The sequence below is a fragment of the Polynucleobacter sp. AP-Jannik-300A-C4 genome (assembly GCF_018688335.1).
In the GTDB taxonomy this organism is placed as follows: domain Bacteria; phylum Pseudomonadota; class Gammaproteobacteria; order Burkholderiales; family Burkholderiaceae; genus Polynucleobacter.
Genome location: NZ_CP061316.1, coordinates 289661 through 315755, shown reverse-complemented (window position 1 = coordinate 315755; position 26095 = coordinate 289661). Strand labels below are relative to the sequence as shown.

Annotated in this window: 26 protein-coding genes and 1 pseudogene; all 27 read right to left on the bottom strand. The window is 37.8% G+C overall.

Annotated features, from left to right (window positions below; translation table 11 throughout):
• Nucleotides 1-3: 3 nt before the first annotated feature.
• Nucleotides 4-132 (bottom strand): annotated as a pseudogene (locus FD975_RS10520) (Trm112 family protein); the annotation flags it as partial.
• Nucleotide 133: 1 nt separating this feature from the next.
• The gene (locus FD975_RS01695; RefSeq protein ID WP_215302569.1) at nt 134-1366 is read right to left on the bottom strand and encodes an ABC transporter ATP-binding protein; all 1233 of its coding nucleotides are present in this window, start codon (nt 1364-1366) and stop codon (nt 134-136) included.
• Nucleotides 1367-1369: 3 nt separating this feature from the next.
• The gene (locus FD975_RS01690; RefSeq protein WP_215302567.1) at nt 1370-2155 is read right to left on the bottom strand and encodes an ABC transporter permease; all 786 of its coding nucleotides are present in this window, start codon (nt 2153-2155) and stop codon (nt 1370-1372) included.
• 10 nt (nt 2156-2165) lie between these two features.
• Nucleotides 2166-2921 (bottom strand): glycosyltransferase family 2 protein, encoded by a 756-nt coding sequence (locus FD975_RS01685; protein WP_215302565.1) that lies wholly within the window; start codon nt 2919-2921, stop codon nt 2166-2168.
• Nucleotides 2918-3889: a hypothetical protein gene (locus FD975_RS01680; RefSeq protein WP_215302563.1), complete on the bottom strand. Its 972-nt coding sequence runs from the start codon at nt 3887-3889 to the stop codon at nt 2918-2920. The genes FD975_RS01685 and FD975_RS01680 overlap by 4 nt, the downstream gene beginning before the upstream one ends.
• Nucleotides 3890-3895: 6 nt before the next feature.
• A complete protein-coding gene (locus tag FD975_RS01675) occupies nt 3896-4984 on the bottom strand; it encodes a DegT/DnrJ/EryC1/StrS aminotransferase family protein (protein ID WP_251371346.1) in 1089 nt (362 codons plus the stop codon).
• A 5-nt stretch (nt 4985-4989) separates the two neighbouring features.
• Nucleotides 4990-5994 carry an NAD-dependent epimerase/dehydratase family protein gene (locus FD975_RS01670; protein ID WP_215302560.1) on the bottom strand — a complete coding sequence of 335 codons (1005 nt, stop codon included), beginning with the start codon at nt 5992-5994 and terminating at the stop codon, nt 4990-4992.
• Nucleotides 5995-6885 (bottom strand): bifunctional 2-polyprenyl-6-hydroxyphenol methylase/3-demethylubiquinol 3-O-methyltransferase UbiG, encoded by an 891-nt coding sequence (locus tag FD975_RS01665; RefSeq protein WP_215302558.1) that lies wholly within the window; start codon nt 6883-6885, stop codon nt 5995-5997.
• A gap of 84 nt (nt 6886-6969) precedes the next feature.
• Nucleotides 6970-7884 (bottom strand): glycosyltransferase, encoded by a 915-nt coding sequence (locus FD975_RS01660; RefSeq protein ID WP_215302556.1) that lies wholly within the window; start codon nt 7882-7884, stop codon nt 6970-6972.
• Nucleotides 7885-8149: 265 nt separating this feature from the next.
• Nucleotides 8150-9922, bottom strand: coding sequence for a hypothetical protein (locus FD975_RS01655; protein ID WP_215302555.1), 1773 nt, complete (start codon nt 9920-9922; stop codon nt 8150-8152).
• On the bottom strand, nt 9922-10980 hold the full coding sequence (gene pseI, locus FD975_RS01650) for a pseudaminic acid synthase (protein WP_251371337.1): 1059 nt from the start codon (nt 10978-10980) through the stop codon (nt 9922-9924). The genes FD975_RS01655 and pseI overlap by 1 nt, the downstream gene beginning before the upstream one ends.
• A gap of 2 nt (nt 10981-10982) precedes the next feature.
• Nucleotides 10983-11426, bottom strand: a complete 444-nt coding sequence (locus FD975_RS01645) for a hypothetical protein (protein ID WP_215302553.1) — start codon at nt 11424-11426, stop codon at nt 10983-10985.
• A gap of 11 nt (nt 11427-11437) precedes the next feature.
• Entirely contained in the window at nt 11438-12550 is a 1113-nt protein-coding gene (locus tag FD975_RS01640; RefSeq protein ID WP_215302551.1) for a GNAT family N-acetyltransferase, read from the bottom strand.
• Nucleotides 12547-13233: a PIG-L deacetylase family protein gene (locus FD975_RS01635; protein WP_215302550.1), complete on the bottom strand. Its 687-nt coding sequence runs from the start codon at nt 13231-13233 to the stop codon at nt 12547-12549. The genes FD975_RS01640 and FD975_RS01635 overlap by 4 nt, the downstream gene beginning before the upstream one ends.
• Nucleotides 13234-13400: 167 nt before the next feature.
• Complete coding sequence (locus FD975_RS01630; protein WP_215302548.1) at nt 13401-14075, bottom strand: cytidylyltransferase domain-containing protein; 675 nt, start codon at nt 14073-14075, stop codon at nt 13401-13403.
• The gene (locus FD975_RS01625; RefSeq protein WP_215302546.1) at nt 14076-15158 is read right to left on the bottom strand and encodes a Gfo/Idh/MocA family protein; all 1083 of its coding nucleotides are present in this window, start codon (nt 15156-15158) and stop codon (nt 14076-14078) included.
• Nucleotides 15146-16138 carry a zinc-binding dehydrogenase gene (locus FD975_RS01620; protein WP_215302545.1) on the bottom strand — a complete coding sequence of 331 codons (993 nt, stop codon included), beginning with the start codon at nt 16136-16138 and terminating at the stop codon, nt 15146-15148. The genes FD975_RS01625 and FD975_RS01620 overlap by 13 nt, the downstream gene beginning before the upstream one ends.
• 21 nt (nt 16139-16159) lie before the next feature.
• The gene (locus tag FD975_RS01615; protein WP_215302544.1) at nt 16160-17461 is read right to left on the bottom strand and encodes an N-acetyl sugar amidotransferase; all 1302 of its coding nucleotides are present in this window, start codon (nt 17459-17461) and stop codon (nt 16160-16162) included.
• A gap of 9 nt (nt 17462-17470) precedes the next feature.
• The gene (gene hisF / locus FD975_RS01610; RefSeq protein WP_215302543.1) at nt 17471-18253 is read right to left on the bottom strand and encodes an imidazole glycerol phosphate synthase subunit HisF; all 783 of its coding nucleotides are present in this window, start codon (nt 18251-18253) and stop codon (nt 17471-17473) included.
• Complete coding sequence (gene hisH, locus FD975_RS01605) at nt 18247-18864, bottom strand: imidazole glycerol phosphate synthase subunit HisH (protein ID WP_215302542.1); 618 nt, start codon at nt 18862-18864, stop codon at nt 18247-18249. The genes hisF and hisH overlap by 7 nt, the downstream gene beginning before the upstream one ends.
• Before the next feature lie 2 nt (nt 18865-18866).
• A complete protein-coding gene (locus FD975_RS01600) occupies nt 18867-19958 on the bottom strand; it encodes an N-acetylneuraminate synthase family protein (RefSeq protein ID WP_215302541.1) in 1092 nt (363 codons plus the stop codon).
• Between the two features lie 12 nt (nt 19959-19970).
• Entirely contained in the window at nt 19971-21149 is a 1179-nt protein-coding gene (gene pseC / locus FD975_RS01595; protein WP_371743385.1) for a UDP-4-amino-4,6-dideoxy-N-acetyl-beta-L-altrosamine transaminase, read from the bottom strand.
• Complete coding sequence (pseB, locus tag FD975_RS01590; RefSeq protein WP_215302540.1) at nt 21128-22123, bottom strand: UDP-N-acetylglucosamine 4,6-dehydratase (inverting); 996 nt, start codon at nt 22121-22123, stop codon at nt 21128-21130. Before pseB ends, pseC begins: the two co-directional genes overlap by 22 nt.
• A 25-nt stretch (nt 22124-22148) precedes the next feature.
• Nucleotides 22149-22424: an ATP-binding cassette domain-containing protein gene (locus FD975_RS10515; RefSeq protein ID WP_371743384.1), complete on the bottom strand. Its 276-nt coding sequence runs from the start codon at nt 22422-22424 to the stop codon at nt 22149-22151.
• Entirely contained in the window at nt 22366-23928 is a 1563-nt protein-coding gene (locus tag FD975_RS01585) for an ABC transporter ATP-binding protein (RefSeq protein WP_215302539.1), read from the bottom strand. The genes FD975_RS10515 and FD975_RS01585 overlap by 59 nt, the downstream gene beginning before the upstream one ends.
• Before the next feature lie 7 nt (nt 23929-23935).
• Entirely contained in the window at nt 23936-24982 is a 1047-nt protein-coding gene (locus tag FD975_RS01580) for a GDP-L-fucose synthase (protein ID WP_215302538.1), read from the bottom strand.
• A complete protein-coding gene (gmd, locus tag FD975_RS01575; RefSeq protein WP_215302537.1) occupies nt 24963-26093 on the bottom strand; it encodes a GDP-mannose 4,6-dehydratase in 1131 nt (376 codons plus the stop codon). Before gmd ends, FD975_RS01580 begins: the two co-directional genes overlap by 20 nt.
• Nucleotides 26094-26095: the final 2 nt, after the last annotated feature.

Here is a 26095-nt window from a genome sequence, read left to right as displayed (position 1 = left end):
TTTCAATTGACATTGAGTGCACACAAGTAAGCCAGAGATAATGTAATTTTGGGCAGTATATTCAGCCCCGCTTATCATCAGGGATGAGTGGCAATGGGGGCAACACAGTATATCTAGTAGCGAATCCTTCATATCAGCATGACTCAATTACGACTGGCATGTGATATTGACCATAGAATGGCGCTTTTACTTTTGAGTAATCAAAGCATACAGATATTGGCCCAAGGAGAGGAGTCTCATCAATTATCTCTCCCACCCCTAATTCACTAATTATTCCTGCATTAAATTTAATACCATACTCTCCAGCTTCAATTGGAAAAGAAATCGTAAATTTAACTGAGAATACACCTGGCTCAATATTAAAATTGTTTGTATACGTACCACCCGAAAAAACTAGCTGTGATAGTCTGTTTAATATAAGCATAGAGATGTGGAATGGTTCGTCATTTTGATTAGCGCAGTATGTAACCTTTACACTCAGCCTCGACCCCATAGCAACTGACAGTGTTGGACGCCCATCTTCATCGTATACTTCAATTTTTTTTATATAAGACGATTTAGTGCTAGATAATTGAGAAAAGATTACACCCTCTTCTAACATGCCATTATCCGGACTTGCCACCTCATCTCCATCTCTCTTCGTCAATCCCATATAGGCGTGTATTGCAGAAATACTCTCTCCAAAATAAGCAACTTTTCCAGCCTCCAAAAAAATAGCCTTACTACATAGATCGCGCACCATTTGCATATCATGCGAAACAAATAATAGCGTTACACCACGCGCAAGTAATTCGCGAATATATTTTATGCATTTACTTTGAAAGAAGAAATCGCCGACTCCTAATGCCTCATCAATAATCAATATATCAGGATCACATATTACCTGAACAGCAAACGCCAAACGCATCAACATCCCACTTGAATATGTCTTAACTGGATGCTCTATAGCCGTGCCAATTTCCGCAAATGCTTCAATTTCCGAAAATCGGCTAATTATTTCATCCTTACCAAGCCCCAATAAAAGCCCATTTAGAATAACGTTATCTCTTCCCGAATACTCAGGATTAAATCCGCTTCCTAATTCCAATAAAGCCGAGACTCTGCCATTAACTTTAACACTACCAATTGATGGAGTTAATGTTCCCGTTAGGATTTCTAGTAATGTGCTCTTACCGCCACCATTGCGTCCAATAATAGCAACCGCCTCGCCTTTTTTAATTTCAAGATTAATATTTTTTAGTGCCCAGATTTCCACCATGCCTTTTATACGTTTTGAATATACCAAATGCAACAAGCGTAAACCCTGGTTATCAAACAAACGGTAGCGCTTACTAACGTTATTAACTTTTATAGCTATATCGCTCATTGACTAAACTAAATCCGCAAAGTTTGGACGCAACCGTTGAAAAAATATATAAGACCCCAAAGCAAAAAAGGAGGCCAATAGCAAATAAATTGTCAGCGCCTTGAGCGCAGGAGGATGCCCATAAAATAATACAAGGCGAAATTGCTCAACAATAAATGTTAGTGGGTTCAGCATTAATAACTTTTGAAGTGTTGGTGGAGCCGCCTCAACACTATAAAAAATAGGCGTTAGAAATAAAAGGGTGTGATTAAGCATTCCAGTAATCTGTTGAATATCACGCACTAATACCCCCACCGCAGAAAATAACCAACCAACGCCCAATAACAAAGGAATTAAGCAGAGCAAAATAAGTGGAAAGTATAAAACGCTTACATTTATGTACCCAATAATAAGCCAGTAACCAGCAAGCCATACTAAAGTATTAATTAGAATATGAGTTAGCGCTACTGAAGTAGATATTACAGGTAATATCTGGAGAGGAAATACCACTTTTTTTACGAAATTAGGATTGCTTGTTATTAACGAAGCTGACTTAGTCAACACCTCAGAAAATGCGTTAAAAACAATCATGCCGGCAAATAGCATGAACGCATATTCAACCGTACCACCAGCAAACCCCCAACGAGCCTTTAGAATCACCCCGAAGGCAATAGTATATACGGAGAGTAAAAAAAGTGGTTGCAGAAACGACCAAAATAAACCCCCGAATGAGCCGTGATATCTTCCTGAAAATTCTTGCTTTGTTAGTTCAATAAAAAGATTGTAATAACGAGAAAATGATGCAAACATTAATAATGCTTTAACTTGAGAAAAATCTTAATTGATTTAATTTAAAAAGGTAGCGAAATAAAATCTTAATTTTGCTTGTTTTAATACCATTTAATTTACACGCTTGAATGATTTCATCATTTATAATAGAAATCGATTCCATATTCATATTGCTAATACCACCCAGCTGCATTCTGACCATTATACGTGGAATATATGCGGAAAGAATCTTTTGGTTGCCGAAAATTCTTGCGACCAACTCAAAATCCCCTGCAATTTTAAATCTTGGATCAAATAACCCATATTTATCATAAATTATTTTTTTAAAAAATAATGATGGATGTGCAGGCATAATTCCGTATTTAAGATATTTTGGTTTAAAAATTTTTGAACTGTAATACCGATCCACTTTTTCGGGCGAATCCTGATTGAAATAGACTACATCGCCGTAAACAGCCTCAACATTCTTAGTCAAAAAGCCATCCAGAACATTACTTAAGACAAATTCGTCCTCATAGAAGTCATCTGAATTTAGAAATCCAATTATCTCGCCTGTCGAGAGCGAGATACCCTTATTCATTGCATCATAAATCCCTTTATCAGGCTCCGACACGAATACATCAAATAAATCCTCATTTGCTTTTAGAAATTCAGCAGTTCCGTCAGTCGAACCCCCATCAATCAATATATATTCAATGTCAACTTTTTTTTGCGATAAGACAGATCTAATTGAACGCTCAATCGTTTTTCTAGCGTTAAATACAACCGTAATAATTGAAATTTTCATAATCTAATGTATTTACGAGCAATATTTTTGATGCTGGCGGGAATATTTTTTTGAATCCATCTTCTAATTGCAATTTTTTTTGATCGTTGAATCCCAGCACAAAAACCAGGGGACACCATACGAATTTTTTTAAGCACTTCGATTAATGCATTCTCGTAAACCTCGTAAACTAAATTTGGCTCAATTCCATCGATTCTGTACACATTAGATAACCTATCAAACCTTTCATCCTCCAAAATTTGCAATTGATGAAAATGATAAAAAATTAGAGGTGCGCCGTTTACTCTGATCAATCCATCGTCGAGCTCATCAAACTGATATTGTGAAAAATTCCAGGGCGCAATTCCAACTCCAGGGTGCTGAACAATATGGCAGGATGGATATCGATCTGGCCACTCATCTAAATATTTTTGATCTCCCATTTTTCCATCTTCGAGGCGATAAAAGCACCACTCAATGCACTGATCACGCCATCTTTGGAGGCAGGCCATGCCCTCAGCATTCCTTCTAAAACTTACCCATTGAACACAAAATCTTCCATTAACCTCCCTATCCTTGAATGGGTCAGAAAATTTGTGCTCCGTAATAGCAATTGATCCACTCTGAAGTTCTAGGTAAATTGGCTCTACGGAAGAATAAAAGAACAAGTCAGCATCAAGATAGGTTATAAATTCGATTTCAGAATTTTTTTTGAGCACATAATGAGGCAAACATGGTGATAGCGTCCAGCAATATTCAGCCCTACCCCGTTTATTTTTTACCGCAATCAGATCTTCGTCTTCGATCTCTTCTACCCTTATCAAACAGACATTTTTGATTTCAAGAATTTTAAGAATTTCGTAGGTATCTTGATCCATACACAGCACATGAATGTATGATTCAGGATTATGCTTTAGCAAACTTAGAATCATTGCAACGCCCTTGATTAAGTATCCACTATCAAAAAGCGTGCAATAGTTATGCTTCATATAATATTAATTAAATTGATTTAGCACTGAAATAACCCTATTTACATCACCATCACTCATTTGTGGATGACATGGTATTGATAGGCAATTAGCGGCATGACTTTCTGCGTTCTTTAAGCCGGCTTGGTCTCTTGCAATATCCTTGCACGGCACTTGTTGATGAACTGGTACTGGATAATGAATAAAGGATTGAATGTCATTTGCCTTTAAATATTCAAGCAACTGATCCCTAAACTGTGATGTTATGACGAATAGGTGGTAAACATGTGCTTTTTTATCTTGGGGATCTAGTAAATGCTGTATTTTTGTATTCGTGATTTCATGGCGATACCTTCCTGCAATCTCTTGGCGTCTTTTGGTGAACTCAGGCAACCACTTTAACCTAACACTTAAAATAGCGGCTTGTATCTCATCTAGACGACTATTTAATCCAATTTCATCATGATAATACCTCTTTGATTGCCCATAATTTCTTAGTATTGCCGCCTTTTCAGCAATTGACTTGGTATTGGTTACCAGCATTCCGCCATCGCCTAGACAACCAAGATTTTTAGTTGGGTAGAAACTATATGCACCCGCAATGCCAAAGCTGCCAGCATAGTGACCACGATATTGTGAAAGATGTGCTTGTGCGCAGTCTTCAATTAAGGCCAGGGAATGCTCTTGACATAAAGATTGCCACTCAAGCATATCTCTTAATTGACCATATAGATGAACTAATAGAACTGCGCGAGTTTTTAAAGTAATGCATCTTTTGACACTTTCACGAGAAAGCAGCCCAGTATCGAAATCTATATCAGCCAATACTGGAGTTGCGCCTGCACGAATAATCGCTAGCACAGAAGCAAAAGCAGTCATTGGGGTAGTAATAACCTCATCACCCACACCAATCCCGGCGCTACGTAATGCGATTTCAATGGCATCCATGCCATTACCAACCCCCAACGAATAATGAAAGCCGCATGAACTACTCCACTCATTTTCAAACCGCTCAAGTTCCGGCCCGAGAATGTACCAACCAGAATCAATGACCCGCTTAATGGCATCCAATTCCTCGGATTTGAGATCATCTGACTCTAGTTGAAAATTATTCATTAAGATCATTGATCTATACCCCAATAGTGCTCTCTATTTTTCGAATAAAAATTTATTGTCTTTTGTAATCCCTTTAATAACTTAACCCCAGGACTCCAACCAAGATCCTTTTTTATTTTTGAAAAATCACTATAGTAATCACCTATGTCTATAGCCTTCCTATCGGCCGGGAAAGGAATTAGTTTGCAAGATCCATACCCAAAAATATCTATCATCAATTCTGCTAATGACTTTAGGCTAATCACCTCAGAATGGCCTAGGTTATAAATTTTTCCGTTAGCATCGTTACTCAACCCCGCCATTAGCATTGCACTTACACAATCATCAATGTAATTGAAGTCTCGAACTTGCATTCCATCACCAAATATTTGTATTGGAGCTCCCTCAATGATTGAGCGGATCCATATTCCCAAAAATGTCTGTCGTGCATCTTTGACCCTCATGCCCGGACCGTATGTATTGGTTAATCTTAAAGCGCAAGACCTGATGCCATAGATTTGACTATAAAGCATGTGATACCACTCACCTGCTAATTTATTAATACCATTGACATCTACTGGCACTATTGAATGCATCTCATCAACAGGCAGATATTGTGGCCTTCCATAAATTTGTCTTGTACTAGCAAAAACAATTTTGATTGAAAGGTTATGCTTTCTGCAAGACTCTAAAATTGAGAGTTGTGCCTGTGCGTTAATGGCCAAGTCTGTTTGTGGGTCCGTCATTGAATCAATGTGACTAGTTTGACCCGCTAAATTAAATAAATAATTTTTACCTTTGACTAAGTACTCAATTGCATATGGATCGCGAATATCACAGAAATTTACATCGACCTTTGCGCGAATATCATTAATATTAAAAAGGTTTCCGCCGTATATTGGAATTAGACTGTCGACTAACGTGACTTTTGCACCCAACGCTACTAAAGCGCGAGCAAGATTAGAGCCGATAAAACCCAAACCGCCTGTAATTAAAACCTGAGAATCTTTGTATGGGGAAAATTTTTTCATTTAATTTTCAAAGACTATGATTGACGTATGACCGGAAATATTGCCCACATAGGCAAATGGGGCAATGATTCTTGCAGCTATCTTTGAGATTAAATTAATTGTTCTTCCAAATATTGATATATCCAATATCTTTTTATCTCGCCCTAACGCTGAATCAAGCCAATTGTTAATCTTTACAGACTGGTACCATGCTCTATGAATAGGCGTGAGAGACTCCTCAAAATATTCAATGAGAGTTAATTGATGCTTATATGAGATATATTCTAGAGAATTTCTATTCCAATAAAGCAGATGGTGTGGTGGTAAATTTAAAATATTATTAACTGCTTTAGCAATAAAACCATCATTATTAGGGACAGCAATGATAATCTTTCCCTTGGGCTTACAAAGTCGTTTTAGAGATTCCAGAAATAAATTGATTTCAGAAATATGCTCCAAAACCTGAAAACACACCACTACATCAAACGTACCGTAGAGCTTTTGATCACAATTGGTAATGTCTAATTCAACAACATTTCTACCCATTTCTTTTGCAATCTGGACTGATTTAGAGCTAAACTCCGCACCTAAATAAACAACCTCTGAACTCAAATGCGAAGAAAATTCTCCAATTCCACATCCAACATCCAAAACTCTCATGGCTGGCTTAATATACTTTCCTGCAAAATCAAATTCAGTTTTACCAGCATGTTGGTAATACCAATTTAATCTTGTTAAATCTCCGTAAAATAAGTTATCTCCCGCTGACAATGGAAGATAATATCCCAACCCGCATTCCTCACACTCAAATTTTTCAAGGAAATCCTGACTAAATAATCTTTCAACTGAAATACCCAATCTTTTCCAAAAATAAACAATATCAGAACTCTTAATTGTTCCACTAATATGCATATTTGAATTACATAGCTTACAATTTGTCATAAATTATCTACTTATATTGATTTACAAGCGGCTCTTTAATAATATGCATTCAATTCAATAAATCAATCTGCGAAATTTACTGATTCGTTTTATAAGATTGTTGATTACTCGTGAAATAAATTTCTTTCTATTTTTTTTGAAGAAATTAATGAATAAATCCCTAGCGATTGGTGATTCTTCAATTTTAACTCCCTTGAACTGTATTGGTGTTTCAGCCAATCTCACATCAAATTGATCCGTACTACTACAGTGGATGCCGCTTGCATCATGTCCAATATTTCTCACCAAACTTCGCCCCGGATGTAAAGTCAGCTTTCCAGCTAAAAAAGCTGAGGCATGCCACCTAATTGCCCACGATTTATTTTTACCTTTTGCCTGATTCTTCAGCATTTTGCTAAAAGCATAATTTCCATCATAATCAAATTCGTAAATTAAGCCAGCCTTATTAAGCCCATCTAATAATTCATCTGAGTTTGAATTAAATATCTTCCAGCCCCTTCTCCATGTTGCCCAACCCCAACAATCAGCCCCTTTTAGAAAAAATGCCTCAGGTAATAAGCCGTATATAGGATAGACATACCCATGAATACTAATAACCGACTCATTTCCTGAGTAAAACTCAAGTGCTTCATTCATGTACTGCAAAAAATATGGAGAGGTTACTAAATCATCCTCCAAGATGATGGCGCTTTCATACTCATTTAAAGCCTGAGATACTCCATCACAAATCGACTTTGCCAAACCATAATTTGATTCTCGATAGATTATTTTTATTGACTTAAAACCATTAATGTTTTCAATATAGTCCCTGACCGCCGAAACATCTTGCGCTTCTAGAGATGTGCGTGCGGCATCCGAAAATATTATTAAGTCGCTCTGACTCGCCAGTGAATTTTTTAATAATGCTTCTACCGTTCTCTCTGTGTGTGATTTTCTTGAATATACAAACAGGCAAATTGGCGCGCACATCAATGTGACTCCTTTTTTATTATCGTAATACTGACCTTACTACATTAATAAGTAAGATTTAGATCTTGTCTAAATAGCTAAGTATCTTACTAAGCCGTAAAATTCATGGTCAACTATCAAACAATGCATTAAGCAGCACACTTTCCAATCCATATATTTAACTGGCCTGAGATAATGAGCATCAACCCCTTTAAATTCCGTCACTTAGTCATTTGGCAATCATTCTGCAGATAATTAAGATAGAGGTTTACATTTTACATTGACGCTACTTTCCGTATTGAAACATCAAAGTCTTCCATTTTTTTTGATGATCGGAAAACAGGCTGATAATTTGCGCATCCGAAGCAGCGACAATTTTTTTGTTCTCATCAATTGCTAATGATCTGCTAAATGCGATCCTTTTTCCACAAAAAAGACTCAGCACAGCAAACTCTACTAGAACCATTCGACAAGAACTAGTAATTTTATGAAAAATGTAGCCAATGACACCTAGCATTCCATCAAATTGCCTGAATACGGGTATTTGAATAAATTGATGCTCATACGCATAAGAGATCCAGGCGCCGAGCTGATTGCTTACGGGTTCACCATATTGCAAAACTCCAGTAATTGATCCCAACACTTCTTCATTGCTCTCGGGCTGCAATGAAAAATCGCGCACTGGATACATTCCAAAACTGGGTAGCAACGAAATTGTCGGCTTTCCCAAAGCCAACGCTTCCAAACCAATCGTAGACCAACCAACAAGAACTAAACAAGATTTGTATATTAAGTAATAGGATGAGATCCTTGAATCTCCACTAAATATCATTACATTTTGAGGGGTTGGCCTGGATCTCAAAATTTCTTTAATTCGCGAATGTTCTGCTGACTCGAACCCATCTCGCTTATTAATTGCCATCCTAGGATGCAATCTGATGATAAAACCTATTTTTGGAAAATTCTCTGCTTGATCAATAATCCACCGAATGATTTCGTCTTGATTCTCAAAAATATGGTCTTTATCGCTCTCATAGGAATGAGTCACCCTATGAGGTATGACCTCATCAGAACTATGCGCAAAATATGTATGTATCCTGTTAAATTTCTGGCAAAAACCATTTAATCTCTCAACTTCATTTTTAGTTTCAGGATTTTTATTTAAGGTTGTGTAAGCGTTGTATTCCCTCCCCTGGAATCGTGCGCTAAAAGTATTTAAAATACTCTGCAATGAATTAATATCAACATCCAATTTAGCAAGATCAACTTCAGCCAAGCCATAGTTCTTTAGAGGGACTCTTTCTGACTTAAGCGCTATCTTATTAAGTAATTTATTACTGAATGGTTGTGGCTCCACGCTAATAGAGTTAATACCATTTCTAGAAAATATTACACGCAATAATGTGTTTTGACTATAGTTTCCATTTATATAAATTAGATAGTTAGAGTTTTGATTTCTTAAATTTAGACTGCTTGTTGAGTTATAAATATAAAATAAGTCTTTAAGAGAGTAGATAAATTCTTGAATATGATGATGCTCTAAAAGGCTTTTGTCTGTAAGCTTCAGTCTTATCGCCCAATCAAAAAAAGCAATTTTACAAAACTTAATACCATCTAACTCAAAATCCAAAACACAAGAAATATTTAATTCCTGTGCTAATTTTTTTTCAATTTCATCTAATGTTTCCACTTGAACAGCCGTTAATTTAGATTGATCTAGCGGATATTTATATGAGTATTGAATATGCGACTGATTTTTTATGCAAGTTGTACAAGTTTTTTCCTTTAAAAAATCATCCTTTGGAAGCTCCCCTAATGAACTCAGACTTATACAAGTTGAAAGGCCTCCTGAGCACCCCAATTGAACAATTTTCGTATTTGGATTCTTTAGAAGTTCTCTAGACAAATATTGATTAGTCTGAGCATACATACGTAGCCGCGAATCCAATACCACTTGAAATATTTGAGTTTCTACCGGAGCCAATATATCCACGATATTATTTTTCCACAGGGGACTAAAGCTGATTGATTTCTTTGCGAACGAGATCCATTTCAGCATTAATTTTCTTTATTTAGATCAAGCTTTACCCAACTTACTGGATCGCCATAAAATACATCTTCAGTCACTTCTTTCCCAATCAACTCATCAAAATATTTCGGCTCCAGTCCAAAGCCTGGACGTATACGTCTTATATCCTTACTTGATATTTTTTGACCTTTTTTCATATCAGATACAAAATAGATTGATCTTCTAAATGCTCTATTTAAATCCTCAGAACTAGGTCGTACAATCAATTCACTCCCCATAGCCTTCCATGCCTCGTTAGCGCGCCTGACTAAATTAGTCATTTCTGATGGCTCTATTGAAAACTCGCTATCTGGACCTTTATTTTGTCTGCTTAAAGTAAAGTGCTTTTCAATTGCAACCGCACCAGTTGCAACTGAGGCTATAGATGCTACATCACCAATGGTGTGATCAGATAAACCAATTGGAACCGAAAATTGTTCTTTCAACTTATTGATTTGCAGTAAATTTGCTTGATCTATTGGAGCGGGATAACTACTAATACAATGAAAAAGCAATAATTGGTTACATCCATGTCGATATGCCGTATTAATTGCCTCCTCAATCTCACTAAAAGTAGCCATACCTGTTGACATTAAAATTGGCTTTTTAGTTTGAGCAATATATTTTATTAACGGCAAATCAGTTAGTTCAAAAGATGCGATTTTATATGCAGGGGCATCCAATTCTTCCAGCAAATCAACGGCTGACTCGTCAAAGGGGGTTGAGAAGATTGTTAAATTCTGATTTTGTGCGTATGCAAATAATTCTTCGTGCCATTCATATGGAGTGCCTGCAATTTGATACAAATCATACAATTTGCTCCCACTCCACGGCCCTCCATTTACGATGAAGTCTTTTTTATTGCAGTTAATAGTCATAGTGTCTGCACTATAAGTTTGCAATTTAATTGCACTGACACCACAACCCTTGGCAGCATCTATATTCTTTTTAGCCAGCTCTATTGAACCATTATGATTTGCAGATAACTCTGCAATGATATAGGGTGGCTCTTCTTGGCTTATTTCTCGTCCGTTAATTGAAATTTTCATGATTATTCCCCCAGTAAGTAGGTCCTCTGAATTTCTTTGAAACCCATCGTGGTTAAGGTTGACATCAATGTGATATTTTTGGGGGAGCTATTAATATAAAAACATGGGGGACGGACTGATTTAATTTCTTTTAAAGGCTTATGCTTCTTAATTATTATATTTATTACGTCTTTAATTGCAGATTTTTTTTTATCCTCAACTGAAATTCCAATTGCATTATTTTTTAATATGTATACAGCACCAATGTATTTATGATGGCGCTTGACCAGATACCAAACTCTATAAGGGTGATTTAAGACGAATTTCTTATGATCTGTAAATGTAGGGATTACCGTATTACTAATGTTGTATTTTTTTATCTTTAAAAGAGTATATAAGGCTTTTATTTGTGATTCAACTCCAACTATTTTTTCAAGTTCAAGAGCTTTGGATTGATCTAATTTCATGCTAATGAGGGCTATTTATATAAGTAGTAATAGTAATTATGATCTTGATGGCTTAAATTAAAACCACATTTTTTAAAGACATTTATACTTGCTTCATTATCTATTTTAATTGCCGCCTTTATTGTTGAATTATTATCCATCTTGTATTTTAAAACTGCATTTAACAATAAATCTACAGATAAACCTTTTCCTCTAAAATCTGGGTTAATATTAATAGAGACCTCAGATTCTCCTTTTGCTTCGTCATAATTAAAATGACAGACTCCAATTTTTTCTCCAGACCATATTCCTATATATATAGTATTGTTTCCACCCTCAAGATAACCACTAAACCACTTTTGATGCTCGCCCAAACCAATAATCCTATCCGATTTAAACATTTTCCTGGTGAATTGATCATTCCTCCAATTTAATACATCCATGGAATCTTCAGCTATAGCTTTTCTTACATTAATTTTGGGTACAAATCTTGCCGTCGCTTCCAAAATATTATTATTGAAATTGGCGTTACTAAATTCAATATGATAACCGTCATGAGCAATAAAAGCATTCGGATAACCTGGTCCATCAACCATTCTTATTCTGTCGTACATCATTGCTGGAGTGCATCCTTCTATTAGCTCATTTTCTTTTTCACTTAATCTTGTAAACAAGAATGGTGACCCAATCTGCTCTTTAGGCTCTGGAGTCTCTAGGCAGATAGCCACTATTAATCTCTGAACACAAGCAGCTATTCTTTGAAAGATCATTGATAGCGGACCTTCTAGAGATACCTCAATTGAAGCGTATATTGGACCACCGTCTAGCACATGCGTCATTCTTAAAGCACATACTGGCGCCCTCTTAAACCCCTTTAAGATCAAATTTTGTATTGGGCTACCCCCTCTGCCAAAGGGTAATGGGGCGGTATGAAAAACTACGCACTCATACTTCTCTAGTATTTCAGTCTCAACCCTCCAGCTCCAATGTGGAAAGAAAATATATCGTGGATTTATTTCTTCTAAATAAGTTAAGTTCAAATCCTCTTTTTTAGATATCTCATGTATTTTTAACCCATTAAACACCTCGACGTTACTATATGTACTAAACCATGATTTTGAACTAGCAATTACATAGCTGGTCATCGCACAATCTTTCTGATAACCTCGAAAGCTTCAGCATATCGCATGCCGACCTGATTGCCCCTTAATTTAGCAAGATTTTCTATTCCTTCCAGAGATCTAGAATGTGGGGCAAAACGCATTTCAGCCTGATATTCTTTTAATGCTGCAGCTTTTGTTGCCCACGTATCTTCAATATTAATATATAGATTCGGGCAAAATAAATTAGTAACAGATCTGCACCCAAAGTCTGTGGCTGATGGTATTTCAAAAGTTCTTATTTCCTGCCATGATTCACCCGGCTGCGGACGAAAAGCTGTTAATGTGGCTTGACTCACAACTCGGTGATCAACATTAAGATCTGCACAACTATGGGTGTAAATTATTACAGGTTTAATACTATATTTAATCTTTTCAATAACCCTTACTACATCTAGAATTGGCACCGAATCCATTCTATTGTCTGGAAAATTGTCTACATCAACCCAACTCAAGCCAATTAGCTTTGCAGCCCTTTGAGCGGCAGCCCTACGTTCTTTTGCATCCTCTGCAGCGCTGCCAACTCTGGCGTCTACCCCATTTGTCATTGATAAGCCGAAAATATTTGCGCCTTCTTTTGCATGTCTTGCCAATGTTCCGCCCAATCCAATTGCCTCATCATCGGTATGGGCAACAATTACTAAAATATTTTCATTTATTGACTTCATATTTACCTACTTACTTTAAACATCTAACTTGAAATAATATTTAATTAATCAACTTTACGAATATTTTGTAAAAAGTTAGTTATATTTTTCTTATTTTTTCCCGCATTGCATTATTAATGCTGGTTATTCGGATTCAATATTTATATTAATCCTACCCTGAGATTTTTTTACTTATTAACATCCAAATATTTAATCTTCATGCGCTCAAAATCCTCAAGTGAATCCAAATCACAGACCTCACCTTCAGGCACTACATATCCTTTTAATCTCGGACTATAAAACAATTTATCAACTTTAAACTGTTGCGCATAAGCCCAAACAAATGTGCCGTTACTTACAACTAATTTTGGGTAATACTGCGATTGAATCCCTACATACTCTGGCATCAAATAAGATAACTCACCTTCCTTGTCCATTCTCAAAGCTTGAACAGGAGAGTAGTTGTACCCTGAAACGCCCATTAAATAATTCGTAGACTCATCATTTGCATACATTTGATAAGAATCTACAATTGTCTTGGGTGTTAGCAGCGCTGCCGTAGCATAAATACAGCAAAAATTTTCAACATCAATTTGGTCAATTACGCTTAAACACACCTGCGCTACTGTTGAAGTATCTTGAGCAAATTCTATCGGACGATTAAATACCTCAGCACCAAATTTTTTAGAAATTTCAGCAATTTCACTATCTTCCGTTGAAACGATTACGCTTTCAAATATTTGTGATTCAATCGCGGCTTTTATTGGGTAGGAAATTAAAGGATACCCATTAAGATCAAGAATATTTTTTCTTGGCAACCTTTTAGATCCTCCGCGGGCAGGAATTATGGCTACCAGTTTCATTTAAGCAAATTTTCCGTTAGTAATCGCTTCGATTTTCATTTGGGGATCAATCTCCTCTAGATCAATAATTCTTGAGTTTTCAATATGCGATTGAACCATCGCAAATATAACTCTTTGCCCGAGAAGAATATCTTTTTTATTATCTGCATTTGAATTTATCCTGTCTTTATCCCCCCTTAAACAACCTATCAATTCATCAATTGCGAGAAAAGTACCCCCGAAAGTTACGTCTCCATTATCAATCGCTAGCGGCCTTCGCACAGGATATGTTTTTCCTGCTTGAGCTTTGTATATGTCCGTTACATGGCCATCACCTCTAACGGATATTTCTGCATCTTCGCAGGTAAGAGTCATATCGGATCCAAGGGATTGTGTGATACATCCAGTTAGACCACTTTCAAAATAAACCGTTGCGGAAATCACCAAAGGGTCAGACAAGATATTTGCCTTGTATAAACCCTCTGATACTCCTGCCAAGAAAGCTTGCACGCCAATTACCTTACTTCCAGATGCGGCATATAGCATCAAATCAATAGCATGAGGGTGCGTCCAAAAGAGCATTGCAGAGCCAAAGCTTATTTTAATTTCTTTTAACTTTCCGTACTCTCCAGACTTTGCAATTTTGACTGCATTTTGATACACGGGTAGAAATCTTCGAATGGTCCCATAGGTTGCATAAATATTTGGATTTTTAATCAAACCTTCTAATAGGCTCAGCTCTTTCATGCTGTTGCATAAAGGCTTTTCTATATGTAGCGCACGAACACCACTCTCGATGCCCTGTTTTATTAATAATGCCCTACCATTCGTTCTTGTTGCGATAGTTAATAAATCTGGCTTAAAGTCCTGAAGCATTTCCAAAGGGCTTAAATATCGATTCTTTAGATCGTATTCAGCGCCCATCCTCCCTAAATTATCTTTATCCTCATCAGATACAGCAATTTCGCATATGGATGGGTGACTCATTAACGCATCATAGTGGCTCAGCGGAAACCAAAAAGACGGCGCATTTTTTCTAACTTTTTCACTTGTAAATGCGCCCATTCGACCGCATCCAATTAATCCAGCCTTTATTTTTTCCATCTTAGTATGCAAGTTAATGGGGATAATTTTTTATCCAAAAGTTCGCGATAAGCCACTTCTAGATTTTCGGATTGAATCTCTTTAGCAATTAATACTTTAGGATTTAATGTATTGCTTGTTATTAGGCCCACTATAAATTTCAAATTATCCTTCTCGTTAAATCTTAAAAAGCCTCTGCTATCAGGAAATTCCGGTGAATATCCAATTGACTCTATGCGCAATTGCTTTGCATAAAAATACTGACTATCTAAAGGATTATATTTTCCTGGCGCTTCACTTCTTCCCGGAAAACCTAAGGTAGCTATCGTGCCGCGCATAGCAACATACTTCATAGCAAGATCCCAATCTGACCATGTATTCGTAGTTAAGATCACAATATCAAACGAATTTTGTTGATTTTTGTCAAGGATTTCCTGACGAGTGAATGTTGATTTAGCCCCTAACTCCACTGCAAGTTTGGCTGCTCTTGCATGCTCTGTCAATCCCGTTACTTGCGCACCGCCTATGGAAGCCATTGCAACAGTTGTAATGCCCAACAAACCCAAGCCTAAGACTAAAACTGAATTTCCTAGGCGCATTTCGGATCGCAAGACTGCGTTATATCCCAAATGATACAAGTATGCAAAAACAATTTCTTCCGGCTTGCAATCGCCAGGAAGTTTTAATGCCTTAGTCTCATCAATGATAAAGTGACTTCTATGCGATGCGGCCGTCAAAACCAAGTCGTTTTTTTTAAAGTCTTTTACTGATAAGCCAACTTCAATGACTTCGGCTACATTGCAGTAACCTTGAACTCTTGGATATCCATAACCACCCCTTAAATTTGGCATGCCTATGTAAGCAGCCAACTCAGTTCCCGGTGATATTGCCGAAACAATTGTTTCGCACTTAATTTCATTCCGGCCAATATCGAGCGCTAGACTCTCTTCTTTAATTTTGAGCTTGTATGGTTCAATCAGGTGATAAACGCTTGCTTTCACTGACCCCTCTTGCATTCTTAATTAAAATACTTCGGGGACAGTTGGAAAAGTATCAAGAATTGGGTTTAGCGTTGATTCTGGTTTATTTGCTTGATTAAAGTACAAATTTTTATTCTTACCTGAAAACACTCTATCCGATGATTCCTTCACCCTTACTGATTCTTCCTTTTTACCAATTTCATGCAAAAAAACAGCATCTTTAACATGCCAGTTGCCAGAGGAATCCTGTTCCCATATTGATTTATCTCTCATTGGGCCTACTCGCTTGTAGAATTCCTCAATGGTTAGCCCCATAAAATCACAATAGAATTCAAGAGTTCGAGGAATTCTAGAATCATATTTGCGAACTTGCTCCAAACCTTCCTCACGAGTCATTCTTCCATGCCTAATTTCGCTTGATGCATCGTCAGTTGCTCTTCCGTACCCAAATTTAAGATACTTCAAATAATCATGCACATCATTTGCATGATCCTCGATCTTTGAATATAAGTTGAATGTCCTATCCCTCTCATAGGTGATGGGAGAAAATCCCCACTCCTTCATCATCAGCTCACCGTGCTCTTTGGCATTCCATTTAAAAAAATTACTTATGTAGATTCCACGAACACCTGTCTTGGCGATTTCCGCATCACTTGGGTAGATGTAGGGAGCAATATCTGCATATTTAAGATTATTTTGCCCGAGCAAATCTTCCGCCTCAAATCCTCTCATATCGTGCTCTTTTCGCTTCCACTTTGTATGCTCCACAAAGTCTTCAAGAGTTACAAGCCCTGTTAGCTCAGCAAATCCATGCTCACCCCAAACAATTAACGGTATATTTTTTTCTACAGCCACTCTAAAAGGTAGCGTTTGAATTCCAGCATGAAAGTGCCAGGTTATGTCACCAACTCTATCAAACATTAGTCTGGTTAATTTTCTAACAGAATCTAACCCAGCCGTATATCTAATGTGATCACAACCAGATTTTGAAATCATAGTTATAAGATTTTTATTTCCAACGGGTGTATTGAAAGTGTGATTAAAAGTTACCAGCAACGGATTCATTCCATATTTTTCTTTAAGTAACCAGACTTGATATTGAGAATCTTTGCCGCCACTTACAGGGACAATACAGTCGTGAGAATTACCCCTTTCTTTGGCCATTTTTTTGGCCTCCTCGCAGATCTTGGAGAACATTTTTTCTCTTTCATCCCAATCTATATTGGCTAGAGAGCTCTCACGACTTTCATGGTAACGGCAACCGCTACATACACCATCCTCCTCATCAAAAATGATTGTTGGTCTTGCATTTAATGGATATAAACATCGTGTACAGTACTCCATGGAAACCCCTCAGCTAATTGATTTAAATGTGCCGCTTGCTCTTATTTTTACACCTTTTTCCATCAAATAGGATTTAGCTTTTTTTGTACTTTGCTCGGTGTAATGAAATATATTCGCAGCAGCTACAGCATCGGCCCCCGCACTTAAGCCCTCAAGCAAGTGCTCCCATGTAAAGACCCCACCAAAAGCAACCACGGGGACCGATGAAGATTTGCAAATTTTATTTAAACTTTCAAGATCATAGCCATTCCGTGCGCCATCATGATCTATAGAGTTAAAAAAAATTTCCCCTGCGCCAATTTTTATCGCATTCTGAACCCATTCTAATGGCTCAATACTCGTATTTAATCGCGCTCGATCAACCCACACTGTACTTTGCCCACTTAAATCGCGCTTAACGTCCATGGAGGCAACTATGCACTGGGCACCATACTTTTCACTCAACAATCGAACCAAATCTTGATTTTCAAAAAAAGCAGTATTCAAAACTAACTTATCAGCACCGGATCTTAGTAAATCACTTGCATAATCAAGATGGGCAATCCAACCCCCAACGGATAGAGGCACAAAGCAAGATTTAGATATTTTTTCGACCACTCTTAGAAAGTCTAATTTTGTTTCAGGATTTTTAGATACATTTAGGATAACGATTTCATCTATATCCCAATCATTAAAAGTTTCGACTGCATGCAAAACATCATAATGAATAACATTTGTGTGCTTAAATTTAACACTTTGCACAACTTGTCCATTACGAACAACGATCACTGCAATTAATCTTTTTTTTAACACGATCCACCCATGAAAAAATTTTTAATTAGTTGCAGGCCTACATGATGACTCTTTTCTGGGTGAAATTGCATTGCGCATAAATTATCTCTTGCAAGCATACTGGCAAACTCTACCCCATGGACTGTTGTAGCTAGAACCTCAGACTTTTTATTCGGTCTTGCAAAGTAACTATGAAGAAAATAAACATCAAGATCTTTTTCAACGCCTGTGAAAATTTTGTGAGAGCTTGATGTTTTCAGAGTATTCCATCCCATGTGAGGTATGTTCAGAGAATCAGATTTCGGGAAATGCAAAATGTCAGCATCAAACCATTCCAAACCTTTATTTTTTCCACCCTCATCTGAATAATTGCACATTAATTGCATTCCAAGACAAATTCCTAGCAAAGGTCTACCTGACTTAATGAAGCCTAGCATTGCGTCATCAAGCGACGCTTCTTTAATTTTTTGAATTGCCTGTGGGAATGCTCCAACTCCAGGAAGAATTAACCCATCATACAAATTTATTATTTCAGGGTCTTGAATTACTACGGCCTCAAATCCAATTTTAAAAATAGCATTTGATACCGACTGTAGATTGCCCATTCCATAATCCAGAATTGCGATTTTCATATTTACTCAAATTTTTCGAGGGGTGCAAGATCATGAGCATGAATGATCTGCCCTGTCTTGTAATTTGAGTTAAATACATAATCACACATAACTTCATATTGATCGGGAGGCAGTCCAAATCCAGGCCTCTTAAACTGCACCTTTACATCGCCTAGCTTTTGACCCTTAGATACATCTTGATTCAAAACCACACTTCGACGAATACTTTTTCTTGAGTTTAGATGCTCTGCAGTCAATATTCTACGAGATGAACCAAGAGCAATTTCAACTTCTCTGACTTTAATCACAAAATCCCTCATTTCATGAGGCTCTAGTGACATTATGTGCTCTACACTCCTTGTGCTGCGGTCCTCTGTTATTGTTTTTTCAATTAGATTAGCCCCTAATGAAAGAGCTGCTATATCCATTTCCCAGCCAACTGAATGGTCAGAATATGCAGTTGGGCAACCGAATGCTTGTTTAAGTAGCGGGATCATTCGCAGATTAATACTTTCAAGATGTGCAGGGTAACCAGTAGGGCAATTATGGATAACCATATTATTATGGCCACCTTCTTTACGTATCAAATCAACAGCCGCCTCTATCTCCCCCAATGTTGAATTGCCTGTATCCAATTGGATGCAGAGTCCAGTTTTAGCAACCATTTTTAAAAATGGGTGGTGGTTCACATCAGCAGATGCAATCTTGATTGACTGACACTTCATGTTAGTCACCAAATTCAAACCCTCTTCGTCACCAACGGTAGCAAAAAATGCCAGCCCAAGACTGTCAGCATATGTTTTCAACTCAATCCATTGGCTATCGGCCAAATGTCTTCGCACGAATATGTCGTACAGGGGTTCAGAAATTGTCTCAGTTTCTCCAGTTTCCTTGTTGCTCAAGATTTCATAAGAATACATTTGCTGCCTGTTTGAAACCAACCGATCTGGATTAAAAATCTGAAATTTGACAGCATCTGCACCAGCTTGACAGGCATATTGAATTAGCCTCTTCGCGGAATCAAGGCCACTGTGGGTAGGCCCAGCCTCAAAAACAATAAAACATGGTGACTTATCACCAATAACTTTCGATCCAATTTTTACGATGTCAGACATCCAAGCTCCCAGCTATTTAATTAAATTTTTGATAGTTTCAACGACATACTGAAGTTCTGCGTCTGATATGTCTGGAAATATTGGCAAACTAATAGCCTCAGCATAATATTTTTCTGATTGCGGAAAGCTCTGAAAATCATAACCAAATTGACGATAAAACGGGTGTCGATAAATTGGAATGTAATGTAAATTCACGCCTATTCCAGCCAGTCTGAGTGACTGAAAAATTTCCTGATGAGAGCAATTTAGATCTGCTAGTTTCAGTCTAATAATATATAAGTGATAACTTGAATAAGATCTTTGATCTTGAGTAGGTAGCAATATAGGTAAATCTGCCAAGCTTTTATTATAAAAACTTGCAATATTGTGCCGTTTTTCTACAAATTGCTCGATTCGAGATAACTGGCTCAGCCCAAGAGCCGCATGAACATCGCTCAGTCTATAGTTGTACCCGAGCTCAATTTGTTCATAGTACCAAGGGCCATCTGCTTCATATAGCATCTCTGAGCCATCTCTTGTAATGCCATGACTTCTAATTAAATTCATTTTCTTTGATAAATCCAAAGAATTGGTCACAGCCATTCCACCCTCTGCTGTAGTAATAATTTTTACCGGATGGAAACTAAAGATTGTAATATCACTATAAAGACAGCTTCCTATTGGCTGATTCTTGTACAGCCCTCCAATTGCGTGCGAAGCATCTTCTATTACATAAAACTTATAAAGTTGACTTAATTCTTTAATTCTCTCCATATCACAGGACCGCCCAGCAAGGTGGACAGCTACAACAATTTTGGGGAGGTTATTGTTAATTTTAGCCTCGTGTAATTTTTTTGAGAGTGCATCCACGCTTATGTTGTATGTTCTTGGGTCGATATCAACAAAGTCAACATTTGCACCGCAATATAATCCACAATTTGCACTAGCTACAAAGCTAATTGGGGTTGTCCACAAACTATCCGACGGACCCAGACCTAGCGCCATACAGGCAATGTGAAGAGCAGAAGTAGCGCTATTAGTGGCTATAGAGAATTTAGCTCCTGTATATTCTGCTACTGCCTCTTCAAACTTGGGGACAACTGGCCCTTGGGTTAAAAAACTTGATGTCAATACATCAACTACAGACTGAACATCCTCAATGCTAATTGAATGCATTCCATAGGGAATCATCAAATTTTTCCAATCTTGCACTGATTATTATTGATCCACTCACGCAGACTCTCCACCTTCATCCATTCAGAGTTAGTGTCGGAGCTGTAAATAAAACCATCATCCACGCGAGTTCCATTATTAATCCTTAAGGGATCTTCATTCCAGCCATTTATTGCAGGAAGTATTTTGTAGTGACCAGGATACTCATAGGTATAAGGAGCATCCTCAACACCAATCATCTGCTCATGCAGTTTTTCTCCAGGCCTAATACCAACAATCTGAATTTCCCCTCCTGGCGATACCGCTTCAGCAATATCGCAAATACCCATTGATGGAATTTTTTTTACATATATTTCACCACCATGCATATCCTTGAAAGCATGCCAAATTAAGTCTACCCCCTGCTCAAGGGTAATCATAAATCGCGTCATTCGTCTATCAGTTATAGGCAAAGGAAGGAATTTTTGCGATAAAAAAAACGGGATCACAGACCCCCTAGAACCCATTACATTTCCATATCTCACAACGGAGAATTTTGTCTGATTGATGCCTGAATACGAATTCCCGGATATAAATAATTTATCTGAAGTGAGCTTTGTAGCACCATACAAATTAGCGGGGCTACTGGCTTTATCCGTAGATAAAGCAACAACTTTTTTCACCCCTTGATCAATGCAAGCATCAATCAAGTTCATTGCCCCAAAAACATTTGTCTTAACACATTCAAACGGATTGTACTCTGCAGTCGGAACAATTTTTGTTGCAGCAGCATGAACAACGAAATCGATACCATGCAATGCCCTTGACAATCGATCCTTATCCCTCACGTCACCTATAAAAAACCTAACACGTGCATCATTTTTAAATAACTTAGCCATCTCCCATTGCTTCATCTCATCCCGCGAAAATATAACCATCCGGCGAGGATTATATTTTTTTAGCGTCAATGGAATAAAGGTATGCCCAAGTGATCCGGTGCCACCAGTTATGAGGATTGAGGAGCCTTCCAGCATATTTTATTTTGCCTTAATAATTTACTTAAGAGTTAATCATATCTTGATACTGCCCAACTCTGGCAATAACACCGTTACTTAATTCAATGATTCGAGAGCAATTTCTTAACGTAGAAGTCCGATGCGCGATTATCAATACTGTTATGTCAGGATTGAGCGCTTCTATAGATTCAACTATAGCTAATTCCGTTTTCATATCCAGAGAGCTAGTAGCCTCATCAAATATAATTACCTTGGCCTTTTTATATAAGGCTCGAGCTATGCCTATTCGTTGACGTTGCCCCCCCCGAGAATCGTACACCGCGCTCACCTACAGGGGTGAGATATTTTTGCGGCAGCGCTTCAATTACTGAAGATAGGTGGGCAGCATGCGCAGCCGCATAAACTTGATTACGATCAATTTTCTCTACCGGAAATCCAAAAGCAATATTTTCTTCAATAGAGCTATCTGATAGATATATTGACTGAGAGACATTCGCTACATTTAATTGCCACCCGCCGCGAGAGACCTCATTAACCAAAACTCCATCGATATATATTCCGCCACTAGTTGGCTCCAATAAACCAAGAATAATATCCATTAAAGTGCTCTTGCCGCTCCCTGAGCTACCAATAAAGCCGACTCTTTCTCCTTTATTAATGGAAAGACTAATATTGCTTATGGCTGAACTTTTCTGTTGTGGATATGTAAAGCTCACATTTTTTAATTCAATTAAATTTGTGAATGGTAAAAGCGCTGGTGGATGAATATCACAACTTTTATTAATATTGGCATTAAGCAAGTTGACCACCTTATGAAGGGGGTCAGCACTAGCAACCAAATTAGTCCAGGCTACGTAACCCTGTTGCAGTGCAGGCAATAATCGTTGAGCAGCCAATGCCAAAAAACCTAACGTTGGTATGATCCCATCATCAATCTCATCTGATTTTATGGCTAATATATAGGCCAACAAAATCACCAAAGTCATGCCTAGAGTCTCTGTAATATACCTAGGACTTTGTGCAATAAATAAATTTATCCCTTGAGCTCTACGTAGCTTATAGTCGGCAGTTTGAAAAATTTTTACGAATGTATTTTGAGTTCCACCAACCAGTACATCTCTTACTCCCCCAAGACCTTCCTGTAAAGCTTTAATACAATGAGCTGAATTTTTAGAAATTATTTCTCCATTTTTTTTCAGGCGACTTCTTGCCAACAGTCCAACGAAAATATAAATCACTCCAAACCCAATAACAGCATTAAGAGCAACAAACGGATTGATAAATATCATTGCGCACGATATGAAGACCAATAAAAAACAGGAGGTTGCTAAGGTAAGTATAGGTATGATAACGTTGTAGATCACCAAATTTGTTTCGCTTGATATTGTGCTTATTAAATTACTACTATTTGTGCTCAAGTGAAATATGTAAGATTGCTGGAGAGAATTTAAAAACAATTTGTCGCAAATATCAGCACCAATTTCAAAAGCTGTCTTGCTGCTCACCCAAATCAGCAGAACGCGCATCAAACCAGATAGGAGAGTAGCCAACAAAAAAGTTAGTGTGAGAAGAAAAAGCAAGTCAACTTTTGACTTTATGTTGAGGTACCCAAGAATCTCAACAATAACCGGGGATTTAGTAACAGTATCTGGCGATGAGAGGATTGCTAAGAATGGCATTAAAGCACCGATTCCTACAACCTCTATTATTGATGTGAGTAGCATTAGCAGTAACAGAATCATTAATTGCAATCTACGCTGAAGAGTTATATGAGGCCAAAGGCCAGGCAGCATTTGAGCAATGATGCGCGATTTCATTTTCATATAAAAATTAACTACCTCTGTTTTCTTGTATAAACAAATCGTATGTCTGTACAAAATCTTTATACGCCAATGAAAGTCCCTTTTCTAGAGAAACTAGAGAACTCCATCCCAGTCTATTTATCAAATCAACGTTTAGTAATTTTCTAGAGGTGCCGTCAGGCTTCGAAGGATCATACCTAATTATCCCTTTATACCCCGTTATCACTGCAATTGATTCTGCCAATTGAGAAATGGCGATATCTACTCCAGATCCAACATTAATGTGACTTTGCATTGATTCGGTATATTGGCTGCAGACATCTTTTCCAAGTCCCATCACAAATACTGAGGCACTTGCCATATCTTCGACATACAAAAATTCTCTTCTCGGCTCCCCCGTACCCCATATCACCACTTCTGGCAAATTGCTCATTTTCGCCTCATGAAATCTTCTAATCAATGCGGGTATCACATGACTATTTTCTGGATGGTAATTGTCCCCAGGTCCATATAAATTAGTTGGCATCACGGAACGATAGTCTACGCCATGCGATGGACCATATTGACGGTTATAGCTTTCACAAAGCTTAATGCCGGCTATCTTAGCAATCGCATAAGGCTCATTCGTTGGTTCAAGCTTCCCAGTTAATAAGGCAGCCTCGCTCATGGGTTGCGGAGCAAGCTTGGGATAGATGCAGCTTGAACCTAAGAACAACAACTTTTTAACGCCGTGAGCAAAAGCCTGATGAATCACATTTGACTCCATCATCAAGTTTTGATAGATGAATTCTGCTGGAAATGTATTATTGGCATAAATGCCCCCTACCTTGGCGGCCGCTAAATAAACCTGATCTGGCCTTTCCTTTTCAAAAAATAATTGTACGGCGAGCTGATTAGTAAGATCCAACTCCTCATGAGTGCGGGTCACAATATTTTGAAACCCTCTTTTAATTAACTCTCGCACAATAGCTGAGCCAACCATCCCTCTATGGCCGGCTACATATATTTTTTGATTTAGATCTATACTCACAACCCATTTGCTCTCGAAAAATGAATTAATTTTCTTTACCAACATTTATTTCATAACCGTACTTTTTCAACAGGGCAAGCTGTTTTGCTTGATCAAGGTCATTTGCCACCATCTCCTCAATCATTTGATCTAGCGTGATGTCTGGTGTCCATCCCAGTCTCTCTTTAGCTTTACTTGGATCGCCCAGAAGAGTCTCTACCTCTGTCGGACGATAGTAACGTGGATCAATTTTCACAATAACATCACCGACCTTAAGTGCAGGAGCGCAAGTGCCCTCAATAGCCAAAACTAGGCCCTGCTCTTGCTCTGCAGAACCTTCGAATTGGATAGTAATGCCTAGTTGCTTAGCGCTAAGAGTAATAAATTCACGAACAGTAAATTGAACACCAGTTGCAATCACAAAATCATCTGGTGTATCTTGCTGAAGCATCAGCCATTGCATGCGTACATAATCTTTGGCATGACCCCAATCTCGAAGCGCATCCATATTCCCCATAAAGAGACATTGCTCTATACCTTGCGCAATGTTAGCTAAACCGCGAGTGATTTTACGGGTAACAAAAGTCTCTCCTCTCCGCTTTGACTCATGGTTAAAGAGAATCCCGTTACAGGCAAATATTCCATAAGCTTCACGATAGTTCACGGTTATCCAATAGGCATATAACTTAGCAACAGCATAAGGACTTCTTGGATAAAAAGGGGTTGTTTCCTTTTGTGGAATCTCCTGAACTAAGCCATAAAGCTCAGAAGTTGAAGCTTGGTAAAAACGAGTTTTCTTCTCTAGACCAAGTATGCGGATCGCTTCTAAGATTCGTAAGGGGCCAATAGCGTCAACATCAGCTGTATATTCAGGTGACTCGAAAGATACAGCGACATGACTTTGAGCGCCTAGGTTGTATATTTCATCCGGCTGCGTTTGTTGAATAATTCGCGTTAAATTACTTGAATCGGTTAGGTCTCCATAATGCAGTACAAAGTGACGATGGCTAATATGTGGGTCTTGGTATAGATGATCAACGCGCTGAGTATTGAAAGAAGATGCGCGACGCTTAATACCGTGAACAAGATAACCTTTTTCTAATAGAAACTCAGCCAAGTAGGATCCATCTTGGCCAGTAATACCTGTAATCAATGCTACTTTTTGCTTATTTTTCATAT

Excerpts from the sequence above, each read along its gene's own strand:
- FD975_RS01695 (WP_215302569.1), bottom strand. The coding sequence starts at position 1,366 with ATGAGCGATATAGCTATAAAAGTTAATAACGTTAGTAAGCGCTACCGT.
- FD975_RS01690 (WP_215302567.1), bottom strand. The coding sequence starts at position 2,155 with ATGTTTGCATCATTTTCTCGTTATTACAATCTTTTTATTGAACTAACA.
- FD975_RS01685 (WP_215302565.1), bottom strand. The coding sequence starts at position 2,921 with ATGAAAATTTCAATTATTACGGTTGTATTTAACGCTAGAAAAACGATT.
- FD975_RS01680 (WP_215302563.1), bottom strand. The coding sequence starts at position 3,889 with ATGAAGCATAACTATTGCACGCTTTTTGATAGTGGATACTTAATCAAG.
- FD975_RS01675 (WP_251371346.1), bottom strand. The coding sequence starts at position 4,984 with ATGAATAATTTTCAACTAGAGTCAGATGATCTCAAATCCGAGGAATTG.
- FD975_RS01670 (WP_215302560.1), bottom strand. The coding sequence starts at position 5,994 with ATGAAAAAATTTTCCCCATACAAAGATTCTCAGGTTTTAATTACAGGC.
- FD975_RS01665 (WP_215302558.1), bottom strand. The coding sequence starts at position 6,885 with ATGCATATTAGTGGAACAATTAAGAGTTCTGATATTGTTTATTTTTGG.
- FD975_RS01660 (WP_215302556.1), bottom strand. The coding sequence starts at position 7,884 with ATGTGCGCGCCAATTTGCCTGTTTGTATATTCAAGAAAATCACACACA.
- FD975_RS01655 (WP_215302555.1), bottom strand. The coding sequence starts at position 9,922 with ATGCTGAAATGGATCTCGTTCGCAAAGAAATCAATCAGCTTTAGTCCC.
- pseI (WP_251371337.1), bottom strand. The coding sequence starts at position 10,980 with ATGAAAATTTCAATTAACGGACGAGAAATAAGCCAAGAAGAGCCACCC.
- FD975_RS01645 (WP_215302553.1), bottom strand. The coding sequence starts at position 11,426 with ATGAAATTAGATCAATCCAAAGCTCTTGAACTTGAAAAAATAGTTGGA.
- FD975_RS01640 (WP_215302551.1), bottom strand. The coding sequence starts at position 12,550 with ATGACCAGCTATGTAATTGCTAGTTCAAAATCATGGTTTAGTACATAT.
- FD975_RS01635 (WP_215302550.1), bottom strand. The coding sequence starts at position 13,233 with ATGAAGTCAATAAATGAAAATATTTTAGTAATTGTTGCCCATACCGAT.
- FD975_RS01630 (WP_215302548.1), bottom strand. The coding sequence starts at position 14,075 with ATGAAACTGGTAGCCATAATTCCTGCCCGCGGAGGATCTAAAAGGTTG.
- FD975_RS01625 (WP_215302546.1), bottom strand. The coding sequence starts at position 15,158 with ATGGAAAAAATAAAGGCTGGATTAATTGGATGCGGTCGAATGGGCGCA.
- FD975_RS01615 (WP_215302544.1), bottom strand. The coding sequence starts at position 17,461 with ATGGAGTACTGTACACGATGTTTATATCCATTAAATGCAAGACCAACA.
- hisH (WP_215302542.1), bottom strand. The coding sequence starts at position 18,864 with ATGAAAATCGCAATTCTGGATTATGGAATGGGCAATCTACAGTCGGTA.
- FD975_RS01600 (WP_215302541.1), bottom strand. The coding sequence starts at position 19,958 with ATGTCTGACATCGTAAAAATTGGATCGAAAGTTATTGGTGATAAGTCA.
- pseB (WP_215302540.1), bottom strand. The coding sequence starts at position 22,123 with ATGCTGGAAGGCTCCTCAATCCTCATAACTGGTGGCACCGGATCACTT.
- FD975_RS01585 (WP_215302539.1), bottom strand. The coding sequence starts at position 23,928 with ATGAAAATGAAATCGCGCATCATTGCTCAAATGCTGCCTGGCCTTTGG.
- FD975_RS01580 (WP_215302538.1), bottom strand. The coding sequence starts at position 24,982 with ATGTTGGTAAAGAAAATTAATTCATTTTTCGAGAGCAAATGGGTTGTG.
- gmd (WP_215302537.1), bottom strand. The coding sequence starts at position 26,093 with ATGAAAAATAAGCAAAAAGTAGCATTGATTACAGGTATTACTGGCCAA.